We start from the raw sequence: 18,945 nt of genomic DNA, 5'->3' as shown, positions 1-18,945 counted from the left end.
TAACTGGCTTTTTTTATTGGAAAAAAGGAGTAAAGATGATTTTAATTGTGTTTAAGCGATCTCGTTCACCGTCCTAGTAAAATGAGATTAGAAAAAAATAAAAAAATGATTTTTAAAAAAAGGAGAAATATAGTTAAATGTTAAAATCACAAGAATTTAAAACTTATGGATCAATCCGTAAGACAAAAGTAGCTGGTGCGTGTGGAGTTATTCTTGCGCTTGGTATTTTGGGAATGGGACTACAAGGGACTGTTTCTGCTGATGAAGTTTCAACTGATAAACCTGTTGTAGTAGAGAAGAAAACAGAAGTAGAAGTTCCTGTTTCTCATGAAAAACTTGATAAAGCTGTTACTGAAGCTAAAAATGCTGGTGTGAATGTAGAAGTAGGTGCTGTTCAAGATAAAGGTGTAGCAACTTCTGAAACAGTAGCAGAAAAGAAAAAAGAAATTGAATCTGATTATGCGAAGCAGGAAAAAAATGTTAAAACTGTGACTGATGATTATTCTTCTAAGGTAGATAAAATTACTAAAGAACGTGAAGTAGTTGAAAAAGAAAATAAGGCTAAACAAGAAGCGTATGAAAAAGCTGTCACGGATCATAAAGCAGAAGTCAAACGTATTGAAGCTGAAAATAAAGCTATTCTTGCTGACAACGCTACAAAAGAAGCTGAAAACAAAGCTGAAAATGAGCGGATCGCAAAGGACAACGCTACAAAAGAAGCTAACTACAAAAAAGCTGTAGCAGACCAAGAAACCTATAATAAACAGGTTGCAAAAGATAATGCTGATCTTCAATCTCAATATAATAAGAAGCTGGAAACATATAGTAAAGAATTGTCTGCTTATAATAAGCAGAAAGAAGAACTTACTAAGAAGGGTGTAAAAGCTGAAAAACCTCATATCACTGTTTATGGTGATTATGATGAAAGTCAACGTGGCAGCGTCAACTATTACAAAAAAATGACTGCTTCATTTGAAGGGTTAGAAGGTTTGATGAAGGTCAAAGATTATATTGGACTTCATACAGATTCAACTATCTCAGGTAGCCGAAGTGGTCTTATCGCTAAAGGTAAAGGCTTGTTAGGTGAAATTCGTGATCCTAAAGCTGGCGATTCTTTCACGATCCATAATGTAGCTGAAAATGATAAAGGTCAAAAAATCTCTGCTAAGTTCACTTTTAATAAAGTTGAACAAGAATGGGTTGAAAATGGTAAATCATTGTCAGATACAAAGATTAAAATTTATGAATATGATAAAGATGGTTCTATCAATTTTAATTTTTGGAATCTAGTTGAGTTCAATCCTAAAATTGAGTTCTTCTTAGAAAAGAACAAACAAAAAGCTATCTTGACTATTGCTTCAATGTTTAATGACATTGATTACGGTCAAGAGTTGCGCTTGACTTATGAAGATGGAACAGAAGGGATTGTCCTCAATCCAAAAGGTTCAGATGTAAAAAAAGTTAAGCGTGATGGCAAAGATTACTACAAGGGAGAATACAAGACAGCTTGGACTTATGATGTTCCTGATCTTGGTGTTAAGGCAGGTGATCTAGGGTACACTGATGTTAAAAATGAAGCTGATATTCCACGTGGTTCAATTCTTTCAGTAGGTTATGGCTCTACGTTAAATCTATCTTACCACAATGGAGTAGGTAAACACTCTCAATCGGATATTGATTATGTTCGTAAAAGAGCAAAAAACAAAGCTATTGCAGAAGGTAAGCCTGTTCCAACTGATAAAGAAATTTTTGAAGCTGAAAACTGGGCTGTCGGATTGTTTGGTAAGGCAAGTGCAACTGTTCCTGTTACAATTCTAACTAAACCTCCTGTTAAGCCTGAATTGAAACAAAAGGATACTAAGGAAATTCCTAAACCTAAATTGGAGAAACCGAAAGAATTTGTACCTCGTACAACACTTCCAACTCCCCCTGCTCCAACTCCCCCTGAGAAGAAAAAAATTCCTGAAATGCCTTTACTTCCTACTGTAAAAGTGAACTACTCACGCTTGCGTGTAACTCCTTCAACTCCTAAACCTGTGAAGGCTATTACAGATAACTACGCAAACAATATCAATGGTGCGAATACATTTGATAAGAATGTGAAATTCAGTCTGACAACTGACTACAAACCATATTCAACGTTTACTACTGATTCTAAGACTTATGGTAAAACATGGGCAATGGTTGATGATGTGCAAGATGGTGCTTACAAGGTAGATGATAGCAAAATCACTATGAAGGATTCTGCTGGTAAAGATGTTAAGGCTTTGTTTAATATGTACCATGTTCTTTCTGAAAAACAACGTACAAAAGAAATTCAAAACATTTTGAAGGAAGCTGGTCTGAAACCAAAAGGTGAGTTCTATATGTTTGTAGCAAAAGATTCTGCTTCATTCTATAAGAATTATGTAAGACAAGCTAAGAATATCACGATTGATCTTCCTGCTCGTTTGTTGGTAGAAAAAGGACAGATTGTTAAAAATGATTTCCATCAAATTGATTTTGGAAATAGTTTTGTATCTAATTTGGTAACAGTTCAAGTTCCTGATTTGAAACCTGAAAAACACGCTGTAGATCAAAAAGACGATAAGAAGATTCGTGATGGTCAAGAAATTTTGATTGGTCAGTTCTTACGTTATCTTCTTGATGGAGTGACCGTTCCTAGCAAGCACGATACACTTTATCAGTATGATGGTATTGATAAGTTAGATGTGAAGCATGATCGCTATACTGGTAACTGGTCAGGAATCATTCGTGGTACTGAATATGTAGCTGGAAAAGACATGGTACCACCTTATGATGTAGTTCTTTCTGATGGTAAAGTTGTTAAGGCTGGAGATAAGATTGCTAAAGGCACTGCCTATGCTTTCCAATTCAAGTTTGATCAAAGTACAAACTCTGACTTTATCAAGAAAATTGTTAAAGTAACATGGAATGAAAAAGATGGTAAGTGGTCATATACTATTGACAAAGATTTCTTGAACTCTCTAGGAGTACAAGGTACGTTTGACGCTGATTTCTATATTGAAGTTGAGCGTATTGCAAGTGGTGATGTTGAAAACAAATTTGTGAACATTGTAAATAGTCAAGAAATGGAAGCTAAAGTTGTAACTCATACTCCTGAGCAACCTAAACCACAAGAACCGAAAAAACCAGCTTTACCGAATACTGGTACTGCTGAATCTTCACTTGGTTGGTTTGGTCTAGCTGGTGTACTTGCAACTATGCTTGGTGTAGCTGGTCTTAAACGTAAAGAAGATTAGTCTATTTGTTAAGGGCGATTAAAACAGGAAAATCGCCCTTTTTATTTTCAAAAAATATATATAAAAAGAGGTATAAAAAAATGGCAAAAATTAAAAAAATCCCTGTTGGGTTGGAAGCGATTGGAACTAAAGTAGTTGTCAATCCAAAATATCGTGAAGTTGTGACTGGTAACGGAGAAAATTTCGTTCCTTTCCGTGAGTTTGAACTTTCAGGAGATCAACAAAATAGCGTGACTGTTCGTGTATATGGAATTAACAATTCTGATACTCCAAAAGCAAAAGGTTTGACTATTGTTAAGTTTGTATCAGGACTTAATTTCGTAACTCGCTTGGTTGGTCGAAAAGAAGAAATTCAATTTGAAGCAAGTGAATTGCGTTTTGAAAAATAATAAAAAGGAGAAATAGAAAAATGGCTTTTAATATTCGTAAATTTAATAATGCAGAAATTCCTGTAAACGTGAAGGAAAAATTCGGTACACTTACTTTTCTTGGTTTTGATGAAAACTGGAAAATGGTAGAAGGTGAAGCTGTTGATTATCCTACTCATGCCGAAGTGTTCTCTGACAAAATGCAAGAAACTATTGCGATCAAGCTGGAAGAAGGTATTTCAGTAGAAGATATTCCGTTCATGTCGGAAGTTGAAATTGTAGGACAAGCTACAATTTGGATTTATGATTATGAAGATACTGTTTATCGTGGTAACAATAATGTGTCTGAAATCAAAGCACTTGCTTTCTCATTGCGTGCTGAAAATATTAAGCGTGTTGGCGCTGCTGCTGGTGTAACTGCTCAACCTAAACAAGAGCAGAAGCAAGATCAAAAACAAGAGCATAAAGGCTAGTTGATAAAGGAGAAAAGATATGGGTTTGTTTCCTGCATACAGGGGAATCAAGATTAAGCCTTACATGGTGAATCTTAGATACTTTATCTTTTCTTTTTTCTTTTTGTTATTCAGTCCTGCGCTTGTATATTATGGTTATTTAAACTTTGAAAAAATCAAGGGGTTGGATATAGCAGCTATTGTTATTCTTGTGATCATGTTGATAGTATTTATTGTTTTAAGTATTTATCTAACATGGTTTTCACAAGAAAGAATCTTTCTTTTTCAAAAGTTAGAAAGACTGTCTAAACTGGCTTTCTTTTTGAAAGAGAATGGTTATACCTATATAAAGAAGGTAAAACGTGAATCAGGTACTATTGATAAAGTTGTGTTTCCTGTTGTTTATATGAAGCAGAATCGCTATGATCTTGATGTGGCTTTTAAAATGGCTGGTAACAAGTTTCAGGAAAAGTTTAAGAAGATTGGTAGTGAGTTAGAAACAACTTTCTTTATGGACTTTATGGAAGTACAAGACGATATAAAGTTTAAAACCTACAAACTAGCCTATTCTGCTTTTTTGAATCGTATTAAGGTAACTGATGTCAATTATTCTGATAAAGGTATTCAACTGATGAAGAATCTTTACTGGAATCCTATTGATGATCCTCATTTGCTGGTAGTCGGTGGTACTGGTGGTGGTAAGACTGTTCTATTAAGAACTCTGATTCGTGCTTTAGCGAAAGAAGGTGTAGTTGATATTGGTGATCCAAAACAAGCTGACTTTGTAACTATGGCAGAACAGAAGGCTTTTGAAGGGCGAATTTCATATAATGCTGAAGATATAGTAGCTATGATCGAAAGAGGGGTAGATATTATGTTTGCACGATATGCCTATATTCGTCAAAAACGAGCTGAAAATGGCGATAAGGATATGAAGAAGTATTATGAGTACGGATTAGAGCCTTATTTCCTAGTCTGTGATGAATACAATGCCTTGTGTGCTATGCTGGACTTTCAAACTAGACAGCGTTTAGATAATGCTATGGGTCAATTCCTGCTTCTTGGAAGGCAAGCTGGCTGTTTTGGAATAATAGCTATGCAGAAGCCTGCAAGGGAAGATTTAGGCTCAAAATTGCAAGCTAACATTAACTTTCGTATATCTGTTGGACGATTGGACGAGATCAGTTATGATCTAGCCTTTGGCGAAGTCAATAGAAATAAAGAATTTAAGTATGTGAAGTATGTAGGTGGCAAGCGTGTTTATGGTCGAGGTTATGCTTGTGTCTATGGAGAAGTAGCAAGGGAATTCTATTCACCATTGCTTGAAAAGAAATTCTCATTCTATGATGAATATGAGAAGATTGAAAGACGAGAAAATCCTTTCAATCCTTTAGAAAATCCTGAAGCTGTTCTTTCCGAAGAAGAAAAACAAGCCTTACAGGAAGAAATGCAGGCTAAAGAAGAACTTGAAAAAGGAACGGTTAAAAAAGCTAGTCCTGAATTGGTTCAAGAATTGATGGCAAGTAAACAAAAAGAAAATGAAGATGATCTTGTAAGAACATTTGCTTTTTCTAAAGAACTTGGTGTTTCTGCTGGTTCTATGAAAAACTTGGTTGATAAGCTAGATGGTATTTTAGATTTTGAAAAGGAAGATAACGTAGTGTTACTTGATAAAACTCAAAGAGATATTATTAGAGATTTGTTTGAGTTGAAAAAGAATACTACTCAAAATTGGAGTGAGATTTTGGAAGATTTTCCTTTTGATCAATACTAATCTAGTAGTTGGTGAGGGGTTATTCCCCTCTTTTTTATTAGTGCTAGTTGGTACAATTCAGCTTGCTAGTAGCTAGTAGCAGGAACGAGGAAGCGTATGCGACGAGTGACTGCGTGTACTAGCGTGTACTAGCAGGCTGGATTGTGCGAATTAACCCCCTATGACTAATAGGGGGGTAGAAGGTGTGCGATAAAGTCAAAAGCCTTGATAACACTGGTTTTTTTATCTCAAAAAATGCAATATTACGAAAAAAAGGAGAAATATGGAATTTAAAGAATTGAATAAAGTACAAAAAATGTACTCTTTTTCAGATCAGGAGATTTCGGACTATTTAGAAATAGATAGAGCGACACTTTATAGATGGAAGGAAGCTGGAAAAGTTTCCGAAGCATACGATTCAAAAATTAAAGAGTTGGTAGCTTTTAAAGAAGGTGTGCGAGATAGTGGTTTCTCTTTGGAAGGTAAAGTTGACTATGTGAAGGTGACATTCAAAACAAGAGATTATATTGAAGTGATTGAGAAAGTCTTGTGTTTGAAGAATAAGCCTTTTCTTGAAGAAGAAAAAGGTGGTTCAGGGTATGATACAAAATATACATTTCAGCATATCAATGTTTTCATATCGAAGAAAAGGGAAGATATGGGTTGTATGATTGAGTTAAAAGGTCAGGCTTGCAGGCAATTTGAATATTACCTAGAAGAAGAACAGAAGGCAAGCTGGAGAGATTTCTTTATTCGTTGTTTTGAGTATGAGCGTGAAATTGCTGAAGGTGATGGAAAGTATATGAATATACCTCGGTTAGATATTGCGCTTGACGAAAAATATAACGAAGAAGGGAATTTTGAACTTGGTAAGCTGGTAGAACTTTGGGACAAAGGCTTGATTGATAGTCGGTTGGGATTGAAGCAGATTGAAGATAATGGTGAGTATGGAAAAGCTAAAACAATCTACTTTGGATCAAGACAATCTGCCTATCATTTTTGCTTTTATCAGAAGGATATTGAGCAGGCGAAAAAACTTGGTTTTGATTTAGATTTCATTCATTCGGCTTTACAATTCAAGAATCGGTATGAAGTGCGAATGTGTGATGAAGTAGCTTTGGACTTTGTAAAAAAAGCCTTGAATCAAAAGCTGGATATGGCGAAGTTGGCTGTAAGAGTTATCAATAGCAAGATTAAGGTCTATGAGAAAGTTAATGGAAAGAAGGTTCTTAACAAAGAGTGGTATTCATTGCTGGGCGAAGTTGATCGTATTGGTTTTTCAACTGCCCCTGTTGAAGTTGGTTTTTTTGATAAACAGTATAAATGGATCAATGAGAATGTTTCAGGTGTTACTACCGTTCTTAAAACTTGGGAAAACATAACAGGTGAGCATAAGTTGAAAAAGATATTGTTTGAAGGGAATATAAGTGAAAAAAATTGGAAGAAATTAGAGCAAGCGAGGGTTGATTATGAGAAAAATTTACAGGTTGATAGGTACTGATTCAGTAGTTGTGAATAATAGTAACTTAGTTGTATCTACTGATAAAGGATTGAAGTCTATTAGTAGTTATTTTCCTAGTTTTGAAGGGAATGAAAATTTAGTAGTGATTCCTGTTGAGCCTTCAAAAATCTTTCGGACTTATTTCAAGGAATATACATTGGATTGGTCAAGGATTCATGAAGATGTGAATGCGATTCTTGATATGACAAAATAGTTAGTTTTATTTGAGGTTGTTCTGTGAAAAAGAAGAAAAAAATAACTGATGAAGTTTTAAGAAAATTGGTGTATTTGATTCCTGCAAGGTATTTCTATGATGGAATTGTAACGAGTAAGAAGGCTAGAGGTTATCAAGATTATATTGAGTTTCAATGTCAGAAGTATAGATCAACTAAAACAAGAAAAGATTGGTATGAGGTTAAAAGACTAACTAAAGAATATGAAGAATATCTGAATAAAGAAGTGGATATAAAAAGAAAGTTGTTATTGTTTGGTTTGCTGAAAAGAGATAGTAAGGAGAGAATAGATGTCTATAATCTATTGGTTAAAAAATATCATTTGGAAAGATGGGTTTGAAGATGGCTAGAATCTTGAAGTGGTTAAGAGAAGTGCTGCGCTTTATGTGTTTGAATTATATATTGCCTATGGTTATATTTCTTGTTGTAAATTTGATTAGTGGCAACTCTAAAATCGCTTTTGTTTTCTTTAGTATTACGCTAGTTGCAGGAGTTGTGATGAATTTTAAAGAATTGGATAGGTCGTTATATGATAAGAATGGTAAAGATGATTTTTAAGATCATACATTATTTGATTTTAAATTCCATTGTAGGATTGGTTGTGTCGCTGGCTTCGTATGTGTTGATAGGGAATGTTAAAATCTCTATTCTGCTATTTCTGATATTTTTTGTAAGTGGTTTATTTGTTGAATGAAAAGGAAGGTTTTTATGGAGTGAAAATTAAGAAGCGTTCTCCTGCATGGTTGCTGGGAAAAAGTAAAAGCTAAAAAATAGAAAATGAGGTATAAAAAAATGGCTTTAAGTGGAAAAGATAAACAAGTGATTGAGTTGTCATTGGAACTTGGTAAGAAATTGAAGGATCAAGAATTTAAGCAAGCGTGGACTTTAGCTGGTGAGTTAAGTGCGCTCCTTAAAAATACTGATGATTTGAGCCTTCCATATCAAGTGATTGAATGTATCAAGAAAGATGTATCAAGTTATTACTCAATGAATCAAGAGTATAACAAGGTAACGAATCGTGCATTTGCGATTGGCTCTAGTTTTGAGCGTTCGGCTTCAATTTAATTAAAATGGTAAAGGAAGTCAAGAGTGGCTTCCTTTTTTGTTTGGAAGGAGAAATAATGAGTATTAAAGTTATTTATGATAGCTATTCAGATATTTGTGGAGATTATGTTTATGGGAAACATTTTCTTGAACTACCTGAAAAGATTATTGAAAGATTAGATGAACATTTTGATGGTGCTGAATTTGGTAAGTTTGATGGTTGTAACCCTGATAATGTTTATATCAATTCATTTACAGAAGTTGATACACAAGAAGCGTTAATTGACTTTGCTGGTATTTTGGATCATGGAGAATATGAGCAGTTAGTTAATGAAGATCGTTTGTCTGCTTATGTAGAAGAACACGAAGAAGAAATTATCAATCGTATAGAAGATTCTTATACATTTCTTGGTCATGAAGGTGATAGCTGGTACTTGTTGCAATAAGGGATAGTTGGTACTGAATATGACTTCAAGAGTTTTAATTAAGAATCCAAAAAATGGAAGGCAGGCTTGGTTTAGCTTGCCTTTATATTTTGGAAAGTTGTCTGTGATTGGTTTGAGTGGTTCTTATGATGATCAAATTGAAATTGTTGATTATGAGGGTACTTCATTCATTGGTTATGGTGTATTTAATGTTGCTGATTTGGAACAGTTAAATAAGCAGGTAGAAGGTTGATTTAGGAAGGAGAAAATAAAAAATGGATTTAATGGCTTTAGTTATTCATAAGGGAATTGCTATACGAGTTTTGCTTCCGATTTCTAGTGAAGAAGTAGCTGAACGATTTGGCTATGAAGGTGAAGATATTGAAGTTACGATTGATTCGATTGAAACATTGCCTGATTTAGATTGCGAAGGTTTGACTTTGGATTTAGCGAATAAACTTGCTAAAAGATTAGAAAATGTAGATGAAAATTTGGTTCTTACATTTATTGAGCGAAAAAAATCTAATGCACTTTCCTTATTAAATGCTGATTTTGAAGGTTGTTGGTTATATCCTGATGTTAATACTTATTATGAGTTAGGAAAACATACTGTTGAAGAAGATGGTTTCAATTACTCAATCGAAACACTAAAACGGTATTTTGATTATGAGAAGTTTGGTCGTGATGTTAGTCTTTCTGAAGGTGGCAGCTTTACTGATAGGGGTTACTTTGTATCAAGATAATAGAGAAAAAAAGAGTTTATAAGGAGAAAAAATGGAATTAACAGCTTTGATTATGGATAATCGGACAAAGAAAGTAAAACAATTTTCTTTGCCTGTTGAACTTGAATATGTAGCTTCTGAATTTGGATATGATGTAGAAGATGTTTCTACAACGATTCAATCTATTGAAGAATTGCCTGATTTAGATGTTGAAAGAAGTTCTTTATTTGTGTTCAATGAACTTGCTGAAAAGTTGGAAGATGTAGATGAAGATATTGTTTTATCATTCATTGAATCAAATAGTTCTGATCCAAAGGAATTATTAAATGCTGAATTTGATGATTGTTCGTTATATTCTGATGTTTCAACTGATCGAGAATTGGGTCAATATATTGTAGAAGATATGGGTGTTGAATTGTCAAGGGAAACATTAGAACGCTATTTAGACTATGAAAAATTTGGTCGTGATGTTCGTTTAGAAGAAGGTGGTAGCTTTGTTGATAAAGGTTACTTTGTATCAAGATGATAGCGAATATTAGGGTTCTGAATGAAGGCAATTTTGATTATCTTTGTGAGTTAGATGTTATGAAGCATAGTCAAGATCAGATAGTTGCAAGATTGAAAGAATTGGGAATTGATAAAGGGAATTTCTTTGTATGTGGTATTACTGATTGGGAAGTTGATAAGATCATGTCGCTGGACGAGGTTTACTTGCTGAAAAAAGCAGTCCTTGATTTGTATGATGGTGATGATTATGTTGTGAGATTTCAGTTACAGCGATATGTTCCTATCAAAAAGATTATTTCAACCTATTATCAATTCTGTTCTAAAGATGAAGTAGCAACTGTGATTCAACTTTCAAAGAATTTAGATATTGGTCTTTTGATAAATTATTTTTTTAAGTGTGGAAATTGGGTGACAGCATTTCAAGGTTTTGTTGAACAAGGAGAAGTGCTGAATACTCCAAAAGGATTTTATAGAAAGGTTTCTTTTGAATGAGAAATATGTTTTTAAAGAAACCACGCAAAGACAAACAACTGACAGTTAAGAAAATCAGTCAGAAAAAATCGAATCTGATTTTCATGATTAGCTTGGTTGGTTTCGTCTTGTTTTGTGGTTTAACCATGTTTGTTTCAATAGCAACTACTGCGAAGATGAAAGCAAGGCTTTCTGAAGCACCTGTGGTGGAAGCTAAAAAAGAAACAGATCGTACCTTGGAACAGTTCCTAGATGGATATGTAAGTAGATACTTTACATATAATTCAAAAAGTGGCTCTGCTGATGAAGATGTCGCAAAGTTGAATGATTACTATGGAAGTGTTCCTGATGTGAAGAATCAAGGTCAGACGAAGCAGGAGATGAATATTGTTAGTGCTAGAATGTTGAGTGCTAAAGATGGTGTCGCTGTTTATCGTGTGATCTATGATACGAAGAAAGATGATAAGAATCAACGTGTAGGAATTGAATTTACGATTCCATACGGTGTGAAAGATGGCAAGTATTATATAAGTGGTTTGCCTTGGTTCTCTCCTGTGAGCGATTTTAAAGCTGAAGGGGTGGATAAAGAGAATCATGTATCGCTGTTAGCGAATGATGAAATGGAAGAGGGCAAGCGCAAGAAGTTGGTATCATTCTTGGAATTGTTCTTTAAGAATTACACTACCAGTCAAGCAAACTTAGATTTGATTTCTAATGGAATTAAGTCTATTGGTGGTGCAACGTTTAAGAGTTTAGATTATACCTACTTAAAAGAGAAAGATGGGAAAATCTATGCTTATTCGCAAATTACTCTTGATGTTGCAGGTACAACTCATAGTGAAAACTTTAGCTTTGAGTTAAGAGAAGATAAAGATAGCTATTTTGTAGAAAAAATGGATCATACGATTCCAGCAGACTTCAATAAAAAAGATGATGATAAAGGAGAATAGAACAAATGGCATTATTTCAATTTTTAGTAGCAAAACTTGGTATTCCAGCAGTAGCATTTTTCGCTGGTACGAAGGCTCTTAAAGCGTGGAAGGATCAAAAAGTTGGAACGATTGTAGGAACAATTCTGATTGCTGGATTCATTATTTATTTCATGGATAACCCTGAATCAGTCTTGCGTGCAACGAATACTATTTGGTCTAAAGTGCTTGAAGTATTCAAGTAGGTCAACTTTATGAAGCGTGAAGATAAAAAGCTGTATGTTTATACTACCGCATTTAGACAACCTATATGGGTACACAAGATCAATGAAGATTTTAGTTTGCCTTTTGCTCTCAAAATGTCAACTATTATCTATGCTCTAGTAAGTTTCGCTTTATCGTGGTTCTTGCTAGGGTATGTACCTTTTTTGGATTGGGGTTTTCGATTCATGGGTTCATTGTTCATTGGCTGGTGGTGTGGAAATTTACTAGCTGAAAATAAAATTGATGGTAAAACATTGTTTCGTTTCTTAGTTGATTATTTTAAATTTTGGATAGAATATGACAGTAAGAGAAGTTCAATGTATTTATGTAAAGGTAAAAAATATGAGAAAGTGAGAAGAATCTACCGTGGAATTAACGAATAATATTTGGGCGATAGATGATAGCTTGATTCTCTTGAAAGATGGAAGTGTGCTGGCTGTATTTGAAGTTGAGCCACAAGTGATCAATACTATTGAAGATGGTGAGAAAGAAGATTCAAAAGATTTAGTATTCAATTACTTATCAAGTATTGCTAATTATAGTGATTTTGGAATCTATACTCTGAATTTTGACTTAGAGTTGGCAAAGAAAATTGAGTTACTTTCTCATGATATTGAGCAGGATGTTGGTACTAGTCCATTGGCAAATTATGTGATTTCTAATATGGCTGATCGCTTAGAAGAAGAAGTTACATATTTGCTGGAATCAAAAGATTATCTAGTAGTGCCTTTGAAGTCGGTCAATGTATCGTCTGATTTTAAAGTGACGGTCAAGCAGTCTGTTGCTAACTTTAGAAAATCAGTCATGAAAATGGTTGGTTTTGAAGAATTACCGAAGGTCGATTGGTCGAAGGAATGGCAAGATCAAAAAGAATTGATTCAAACAAAATTACACGCTTTGAATATTCAAGAAGTTGTGAAAGAAGATTTGATGTTGTTGAATCGGATTCATTTCTTGAATGGTCAATACTATGATAAAGATAGTGAAATTATCGCCCTTCAAAATTCGATTGAGAATGTTGATGAAACAATCATTGAAATTGGATCAGGTAACGCTTTGAAACTGGTCAATGGTGAAGAAGAAAGCTTTGTAGCAACTATTCCTGTATATGCTTATCCAAAGAATGTTTCCTACTTGCACTTAGCAGAAGAAATTAAGAATATTGGTTTCCCTGTAAATAGTGCCTTGAAAGTGAAATTCTCAACTAAAAGTGGAATCTATTCCTTGAATACAAGGGCAAGAAACAAGCGTAAGAATCTTGGAAATACGGTGACTGAAACAGCAGAAAATGATGATGTTCAAAAAATTGAAGTCCTAGAAAGTTATCAGTTACTAGAAGATTTTCAAGAGAAGTACGATAATAAAGAGCCTATGGTTACTTTCCTTCACCTGTTACAAATTACTGGTGATAGTATTGAAGAATTAAATGTTAAGTATGATATTTTAGCTTCAAGATTGAAAGATATGGAAGTTGAAATTGTGAAGGCTGTTGCTGATCAGGTATATCTGTTCTATAAATTCAGAATGACAGAATTGATTGATGGCGATAGGGAAGGTTTTTTACAATATTCAAGCCTGCGTGGTCTTTGTGAGAATCTGTTCTTTACGAAGAAAAAAGTAGGTACTGATGTTGGATTTCCTATTGGTCGAATTGATAAAGAAAGTTCTTCATGGTATGGAGATTTTAAACGTGCCTTAGATAATAGTACGAATGTTGTATTCACTAACTTGTTACAAGCCAATAAAATCGGTGTTCATGGTAAAGAAACAAGCAATCCTCATACAGCTATTACTGGTTCGACTGGTAACGGTAAGTCATTCTTAACAAAATTACTTTTTACTTACCATTCATTGTTAAAAGCAAAAGTTCTGTATGTTGATCCAAAAGCTGAAATGCGAACACAATATCTATCTGTGTTAGCTGATTTGGAAGAAAAAGGTAAGTCTGAAGAATTACAAGAATACATACGATCTATTCGCTTTATTACTTTGGATATGCGTAAGGAAGAAAATAAAGGTGTTCTTGATCCATTCTCATTCCTGCAAGATGAAGGTGAGTTAACGGAGTTAGCAACCGTACTTGTTGCTTCTGTATTGGATAAGGACACTTATATTAAGATTAAAGCTCATCTGTATGATTCGCTTGATAAAGTGATTGAGCGTAGAAAAGCAGGTGAAAAGGTTGGTATGTTACAAGTTTTTGATGAATTGGAAAAATCTTCAAAAGAGGAAGTTTCAACTGCTGGATATTTACTAAAGAGAATTTCTAAAAATTCATTGTTATCATTATGTTTTTCCGATGGCAGTCAAGAATTTCTAAAGACTGATGATAAAACAATTATTGTTGAGATTGCTGGTCTTGATATGCCTGAAGATAATGATAAAGATGAAATGACTGAAACACAATTAAGAAGTTTGACGGTTATGTATGCTTTGACCTATTTCTGTGCGATTTTTGGTGAACGTGAAAAGGATAAGGAAACAATGTTATACCTTGATGAAGCATGGCAGGTTTTGTCAACTCCTGCCGGAAGGCAAGTAGTCAATCGTGTTAAACGTACTGGACGATCATTCAATAATTTCTTGGTACTTATTACTCAATCGGTAAAAGACTTGAAAACAAGTGCTGATACAACTGGGTTTGGTACAGTATTTGCTTTTCCTGAAAATACAGAAACAGAAGCAATTTTGGAACATTTGCGAGTTGAAAATGATGAATTATCAAGAGCATGGCTTGAAAATCAGACAATGGGTCAGTGTATCTATTATGATACATTTGGACGTAAGGAACGTATCACTGTTGATGGGACGATTTTTCCTGAATTTCTACCATTGTTTGAAACAGTTAAATCAGATTTGGTATCAGTACAATAGAAGGGGGAAAAATGAGAAGAAATATTTTACTAGGGTTTGTTTTATCTATCTTTTTCCTTCCTGTTTTAGTTGGTGCTGTTGAACCATCATTACCGAATAGTAGTGTAAATGCGTTTAATTCTAATTCTTCAGTCAAGCTGGATAGTGGACTAGGGACAGATTACTTACCAAAGAATAATTTTAATATTATTGAATTTGATAAGAATACGAATAAGCCTGTCATTAAAGATCGTGATACTGAAATAGCAAAGAAAACGATTGAAAGAGCAAAGAAGAAGATAGAAGGTCAAGAAGCTATCAAAAAGAAAGAAGCAGATTCAAGAAAGTTGACTTATGATAACTATAAGTCGAAGATGTCTGATCTAACTAGTAAGGTTTACTTTGATAAAAAATTCTTTGGTTTTGATTCAAACATGAATTATTTCTTTAATGCTGTTGTGCAAGCTATCTTTTGGTTGTCAAAATTTATCTTCACGATTATAGCTGGAATCTATAATGCAGTAGAGGGAATGAGTGATGTTTCAACTTTATTGAATAGCGTTATAGGTAACTCTAGTAAAGTATTTTCTTCTCTATTCAGTAAAGAGATAGTCTATGTTATCGGTGCAAGTATGGCAGTATATCTCCTGTACTTGTTCGCAACTGGTAATGGCAGCGTGATTAAGGCACTTGTGAAAATGTTGTTGATCTATACAATAATTGGTCTTTACTTTATCAAAATAAATGTAAATGAACAGAATAAGTATTTGTTAACTCATTTGTATGATGGCTTTAGAACAACTACGATTTCTCTTAATGGTCAGATCACTAAAACATTAACGAATGAAAATTCTAATGCTGTTGATGTCTATTTTTCTGAAACAATCGTAAAAGCGTATAAGTATATGAATTCCCCTTTGAAAGAAGATGGAGAATTTCAGTTATCTGAAGCAGAATTTGAAGATTTAGCAGGATATAAACAAGGTGATGGAGATTATCTTGTTGGTGGTAAGAAGATCAAGGATCTTGCAAAAGACAAAGATCCTGAAAACAAAATGTTGAAAAGTGAGTGGGGCGCAAAGTTTAGCTATGCTCTTTCTTCATTGGTTGATGTAACCGTAGTAGGAATTGTTTATCTAGTCTTAGGTCTTTCAAGATTCTTCTTCTTGATGATTTATGTGTTCTTGATTCTCTTGTTACCATTTATCTTATTGGTTAGTCTATTTCCTTCAATGGAAGGATTGATTCATTCGTTCAATAAAAAAGCTATCTCAATGTTGATTCTATCGTCTGTAACCTTGTTAGCTACAACTCTGTTTGTATTCTTCTATAATTCATTAACAGATTTCATTAGCTTGGCAGTCGGTAAAAATGTGCTAATCGTGATATTTATAAAAGCTATTCTATTATTCTTGATGTTTAAGAATAAAAATATGATTTTATCAATGTTCTCAAGAATTGGTCACTTGCCTGTAAATAGACTGAAAGGCTTGAATCTCAATCAAGGTACTAAAAAGATTCGTGAAAGAGTGCTTGGTGCTGGTAAGAATGGACTTTCTGCTGGTGGTCAATTTGCTAAAGGTGGATTGAAGATGGGTAAAGACAACTTACAATCTCGCCTTAAAGGTTTACGATCTAATGGTACTCAATCTAAGAATGAATCACTTGGAAAATTTGGGAATAGATATGCTTCTATGAAACATGGAGTAAGAGGTACTGTAAATTCCTTTAAAGAAAAAGGGAATCGTACTATGGCTTCATTCTATAAAGTTCGTGCTAGTGCTTTTAGAGATCAGGAATCTCATGAATTTAAAGCTTTAGATTCAAAAAAAGATTCTTTATTAGCGAAGGCAGAATCTCAAGAGAAAATAAAAAATTCATCTTATGCTGAAGTGAAGCGATTGAAAGACCAAAGACTTGCAAGGAAGAAATTAGAATTTATAGCTAAAAAAGGACAAAGAATGAATCAAGTGGATTCAGTTAAGAATCCTAAAATTGATACTCTAAAAGGACAAAGAATGAATCAAGTGGATTCAGGTAAGAATACTAGAATTGATACTCCAAAAGGAAAACGAATGAAGGGGGGGAATTCTAGTCCAAAAAAGCAAGGAAGAAAAAATAAAAAGAATCGTCCGAATGTTACGATAGATAGAAAGAGAAGTAAGATTTAATGAAGAATCAAATTAAGAATCAGGGAAAGAAATATGTAGTTGCCTTTCTTTTGTCGAATCTTACAACTATTCTACCTATTATCTTGATTTTGATACTTTTCATGGGTGCTGTGGTTGCTGGTAGTTCAGGTTCATCAGATTCTACTACTGGGAAAAGAACACGTTTAACAGCGCAAGAAGTAGCACAAAAAGCGAATATCTCTGTTGAAAGAGCAGAAGATGTGATTAAGATTCTAAACTGGCAACTCTCTAAAGAAAAATTCACTTTAGAGGGTGCTAGTGGAAGTCTTGCCAATGCTGAAAGAGAAAGTGACTTTGATCCTAAACTGACGAATCCATCAGGGGGTGTTGCTGGGTACTTTCAATGGTCAGGTTGGGACGGTAACACAATCAATGGTGATAGATGGGCGAAGGCTAGTTCTCGTACCTTAGATAGTACGGTAGAATTAGAGTTAATGAGTTATGAATTGAATCATGGCTATAAAAAAGTAAAAGACTATATGCAAAAGGCAACTGATCCTTTTGAAAGTGCAAAATATTGGTCTGAACATTATGAAGGTGTGTTGCTTTCAGACGGTCAGACAAAATTAGAAAAGCTGGAGAAGGATAGTAAGAAGTGGTATGAAGTCTTTAAGGGTACGATTGAATCTGATGGCTCTTCAGGTGGGAATGCAATAGCTGGTAGCTTAGATGTTCCTGCTGGTCAAGTTGCTATGGATATACCTAGTGGGTACTCGATAGATAAGGAAATTACAAAAGATGGCTATATTACTCAATCTTACCCTTATGGTGAATGTACTTGGTATGTATTCAATCGTGCTAAAGATTTTGGAATAAATTTTGATCCATACATGGGGAATGGTCAGGACTGGGCGCATAAGTCAGGCTATGAAGTTTCTAACACTCCTACGAAACATTCTGCTGTTAGCTTTCAGGGAAGGCAGGCAGGTGGTCACCCTACTTATGGTCATGTGGCTTTCGTAGAAGATGTGAAAGATGATGGATCAATATTGATTTCTGAATGTAACTTTGTTCAAAGTGGTCAGGGAACAGGAATTACAAATTATCGTGTATTTACTGCTGATCAGGCAAAAGAATTTTTATATGTAACTGGAAAATAAAAGAAAGAAAAGGAAAGAAAAATATGAATAAAAAAATTGTAACGTTAGCGTGTGTAACGCTATTAAGTGGTTTTGTAGCTGGTGTAAATGCTGATGAATTGTCATTGGGTGGAAGTGTAGATTCTAAAGAAGATACTGCTGGTTTAGTTGTGGCAGAACAGCCAAAAGAAGAAAAGCCTGCTGTTGATCCTGGTGTTCAAACTGAAGGTGAGAATCTTGATTTAGGTGGTAAAACTGAAAAAGAGCCTTCACAAGATAATACAGGAGTTGTGGTAGAGCCTACAACTCCATCTGAAAAGCCAAAAGAGGAAAAGCCAAAAGAAGATAAACCTTCTGAAAATCTTGGTAAGGAATCTGAAAAAGAGCCTTCACAAGATAATACAGGGGTTGTAGTAGAGCCTACAACTCCATCTGAAAAACCGAAGGAAGATCAACCAAAAGAGGAGCAGCCAAAAGCTGATTCTCAAAAGGAAGCTGATCCAAAAGTTCAGGAAGATAAGAAGAAGGCAGAAGATAATGTCGGAGTGAAAGAATCTGATGATCCTAAACCATTGAATGTGACTAAAGAAGATATTCAAGAACAGCCTATTGAAACGAATACTGGTCACAAGGTAGTATCAACGAATCAAGGAAAAGTTGTAGTTGAAACAAGCGAAGGTGATTATGCTGAGAAAGAGCCTTATGAAGTAGGTGCTGTGAAGCAAAAAGATGGTACTATTGCTTTGAAAGATAAAGAAGGTCAGTTAAAAGTCCTTCCGAATACTGGAACAGCTAGTACAATTTTTACTACTATTTGGGGATTTGTAGGATTGATTGCAACTGTGATTGGTAAGCGTAAATTTGATTAAAAATAGCAAGGTAGGGTAGT

At 34.4% G+C, this 18,945-nt stretch carries 20 protein-coding genes; all 20 read left to right on the top strand.

Annotated features, from left to right (window positions below):
- Nucleotides 1–137: 137 nt before the first annotated feature.
- The 20 genes from AC3E9F_RS05650 (at nucleotide 138) to AC3E9F_RS05555 (ending at nucleotide 18,925) form a co-directional block, all read left to right on the top strand.
- Nucleotides 138–3,263 carry an SspB-related isopeptide-forming adhesin gene (locus tag AC3E9F_RS05650; RefSeq protein WP_490672912.1) on the top strand — a complete coding sequence of 1,042 codons (3,126 nt, stop codon included), beginning with the start codon at nucleotides 138–140 and terminating at the stop codon, nucleotides 3,261–3,263.
- Nucleotides 3,264–3,343: 80 nt separating this feature from the next.
- Nucleotides 3,344–3,652 carry a hypothetical protein gene (locus AC3E9F_RS05645; RefSeq protein WP_490672911.1) on the top strand — a complete coding sequence of 103 codons (309 nt, stop codon included), beginning with the start codon at nucleotides 3,344–3,346 and terminating at the stop codon, nucleotides 3,650–3,652.
- A 20-nt stretch (nucleotides 3,653–3,672) separates the two neighbouring features.
- Nucleotides 3,673–4,104, top strand: coding sequence for a hypothetical protein (locus AC3E9F_RS05640; protein ID WP_490672910.1), 432 nt, complete (start codon nucleotides 3,673–3,675; stop codon nucleotides 4,102–4,104).
- Nucleotides 4,105–4,123: 19 nt separating this feature from the next.
- A complete protein-coding gene (locus AC3E9F_RS05635) occupies nucleotides 4,124–5,857 on the top strand; it encodes an FtsK/SpoIIIE domain-containing protein (protein WP_490672909.1) in 1,734 nt (577 codons plus the stop codon).
- Nucleotides 5,858–6,119: 262 nt separating this feature from the next.
- Nucleotides 6,120–7,337 (top strand): replication initiation factor domain-containing protein, encoded by a 1,218-nt coding sequence (locus AC3E9F_RS05630; protein WP_490672908.1) that lies wholly within the window; start codon nucleotides 6,120–6,122, stop codon nucleotides 7,335–7,337.
- A 237-nt stretch (nucleotides 7,338–7,574) separates the two neighbouring features.
- Nucleotides 7,575–7,910, top strand: coding sequence for a hypothetical protein (locus tag AC3E9F_RS05625; RefSeq protein ID WP_490672907.1), 336 nt, complete (start codon nucleotides 7,575–7,577; stop codon nucleotides 7,908–7,910).
- Nucleotides 7,911–7,912: 2 nt separating this feature from the next.
- Entirely contained in the window at nucleotides 7,913–8,128 is a 216-nt protein-coding gene (locus AC3E9F_RS05620; RefSeq protein WP_490672906.1) for a hypothetical protein, read from the top strand.
- Between the two features lie 234 nt (nucleotides 8,129–8,362).
- Nucleotides 8,363–8,635 carry a hypothetical protein gene (locus AC3E9F_RS05615; protein WP_263393796.1) on the top strand — a complete coding sequence of 91 codons (273 nt, stop codon included), beginning with the start codon at nucleotides 8,363–8,365 and terminating at the stop codon, nucleotides 8,633–8,635.
- A 56-nt stretch (nucleotides 8,636–8,691) separates the two neighbouring features.
- Nucleotides 8,692–9,060 carry a hypothetical protein gene (locus tag AC3E9F_RS05610; RefSeq protein ID WP_490672905.1) on the top strand — a complete coding sequence of 123 codons (369 nt, stop codon included), beginning with the start codon at nucleotides 8,692–8,694 and terminating at the stop codon, nucleotides 9,058–9,060.
- Between the two features lie 19 nt (nucleotides 9,061–9,079).
- Nucleotides 9,080–9,292 (top strand): hypothetical protein, encoded by a 213-nt coding sequence (locus tag AC3E9F_RS05605; RefSeq protein ID WP_490672904.1) that lies wholly within the window; start codon nucleotides 9,080–9,082, stop codon nucleotides 9,290–9,292.
- 22 nt (nucleotides 9,293–9,314) lie between these two features.
- Complete coding sequence (locus AC3E9F_RS05600) at nucleotides 9,315–9,782, top strand: antirestriction protein ArdA (protein WP_490672903.1); 468 nt, start codon at nucleotides 9,315–9,317, stop codon at nucleotides 9,780–9,782.
- 31 nt (nucleotides 9,783–9,813) lie between these two features.
- The gene (locus AC3E9F_RS05595) at nucleotides 9,814–10,287 is read left to right on the top strand and encodes an antirestriction protein ArdA (protein ID WP_490672902.1); all 474 of its coding nucleotides are present in this window, start codon (nucleotides 9,814–9,816) and stop codon (nucleotides 10,285–10,287) included.
- Nucleotides 10,284–10,760 (top strand): hypothetical protein, encoded by a 477-nt coding sequence (locus AC3E9F_RS05590; protein ID WP_490672901.1) that lies wholly within the window; start codon nucleotides 10,284–10,286, stop codon nucleotides 10,758–10,760. The genes AC3E9F_RS05595 and AC3E9F_RS05590 overlap by 4 nt, the downstream gene beginning before the upstream one ends.
- A complete protein-coding gene (locus tag AC3E9F_RS05585; protein WP_490672900.1) occupies nucleotides 10,757–11,689 on the top strand; it encodes a conjugal transfer protein in 933 nt (310 codons plus the stop codon). The genes AC3E9F_RS05590 and AC3E9F_RS05585 overlap by 4 nt, the downstream gene beginning before the upstream one ends.
- 5 nt (nucleotides 11,690–11,694) lie before the next feature.
- Nucleotides 11,695–11,913: a TcpD family membrane protein gene (locus AC3E9F_RS05580; RefSeq protein ID WP_060553416.1), complete on the top strand. Its 219-nt coding sequence runs from the start codon at nucleotides 11,695–11,697 to the stop codon at nucleotides 11,911–11,913.
- Between the two features lie 9 nt (nucleotides 11,914–11,922).
- The gene (locus AC3E9F_RS05575; RefSeq protein ID WP_060553417.1) at nucleotides 11,923–12,315 is read left to right on the top strand and encodes a TcpE family conjugal transfer membrane protein; all 393 of its coding nucleotides are present in this window, start codon (nucleotides 11,923–11,925) and stop codon (nucleotides 12,313–12,315) included.
- Nucleotides 12,299–14,806 (top strand): ATP-binding protein, encoded by a 2,508-nt coding sequence (locus AC3E9F_RS05570; protein WP_490672899.1) that lies wholly within the window; start codon nucleotides 12,299–12,301, stop codon nucleotides 14,804–14,806. Before AC3E9F_RS05575 ends, AC3E9F_RS05570 begins: the two co-directional genes overlap by 17 nt.
- A gap of 11 nt (nucleotides 14,807–14,817) precedes the next feature.
- A complete protein-coding gene (locus AC3E9F_RS05565) occupies nucleotides 14,818–16,956 on the top strand; it encodes a hypothetical protein (protein ID WP_490672898.1) in 2,139 nt (712 codons plus the stop codon).
- Complete coding sequence (locus AC3E9F_RS05560; protein ID WP_490672897.1) at nucleotides 16,956–18,077, top strand: phage tail tip lysozyme; 1,122 nt, start codon at nucleotides 16,956–16,958, stop codon at nucleotides 18,075–18,077. Before AC3E9F_RS05565 ends, AC3E9F_RS05560 begins: the two co-directional genes overlap by 1 nt.
- A 23-nt stretch (nucleotides 18,078–18,100) precedes the next feature.
- A complete protein-coding gene (locus tag AC3E9F_RS05555) occupies nucleotides 18,101–18,925 on the top strand; it encodes an LPXTG cell wall anchor domain-containing protein (protein WP_490672896.1) in 825 nt (274 codons plus the stop codon).
- The last annotated feature ends 20 nt before the right edge of the window (nucleotides 18,926–18,945 follow it).

The sequence above is a fragment of the Streptococcus sp. SCPM-O-B-15277 (M60) genome (assembly GCF_058200335.1).
Note: the sequence above shows the minus strand (reverse complement) of the source record. Positions and strands in the feature narration are given on the sequence as shown.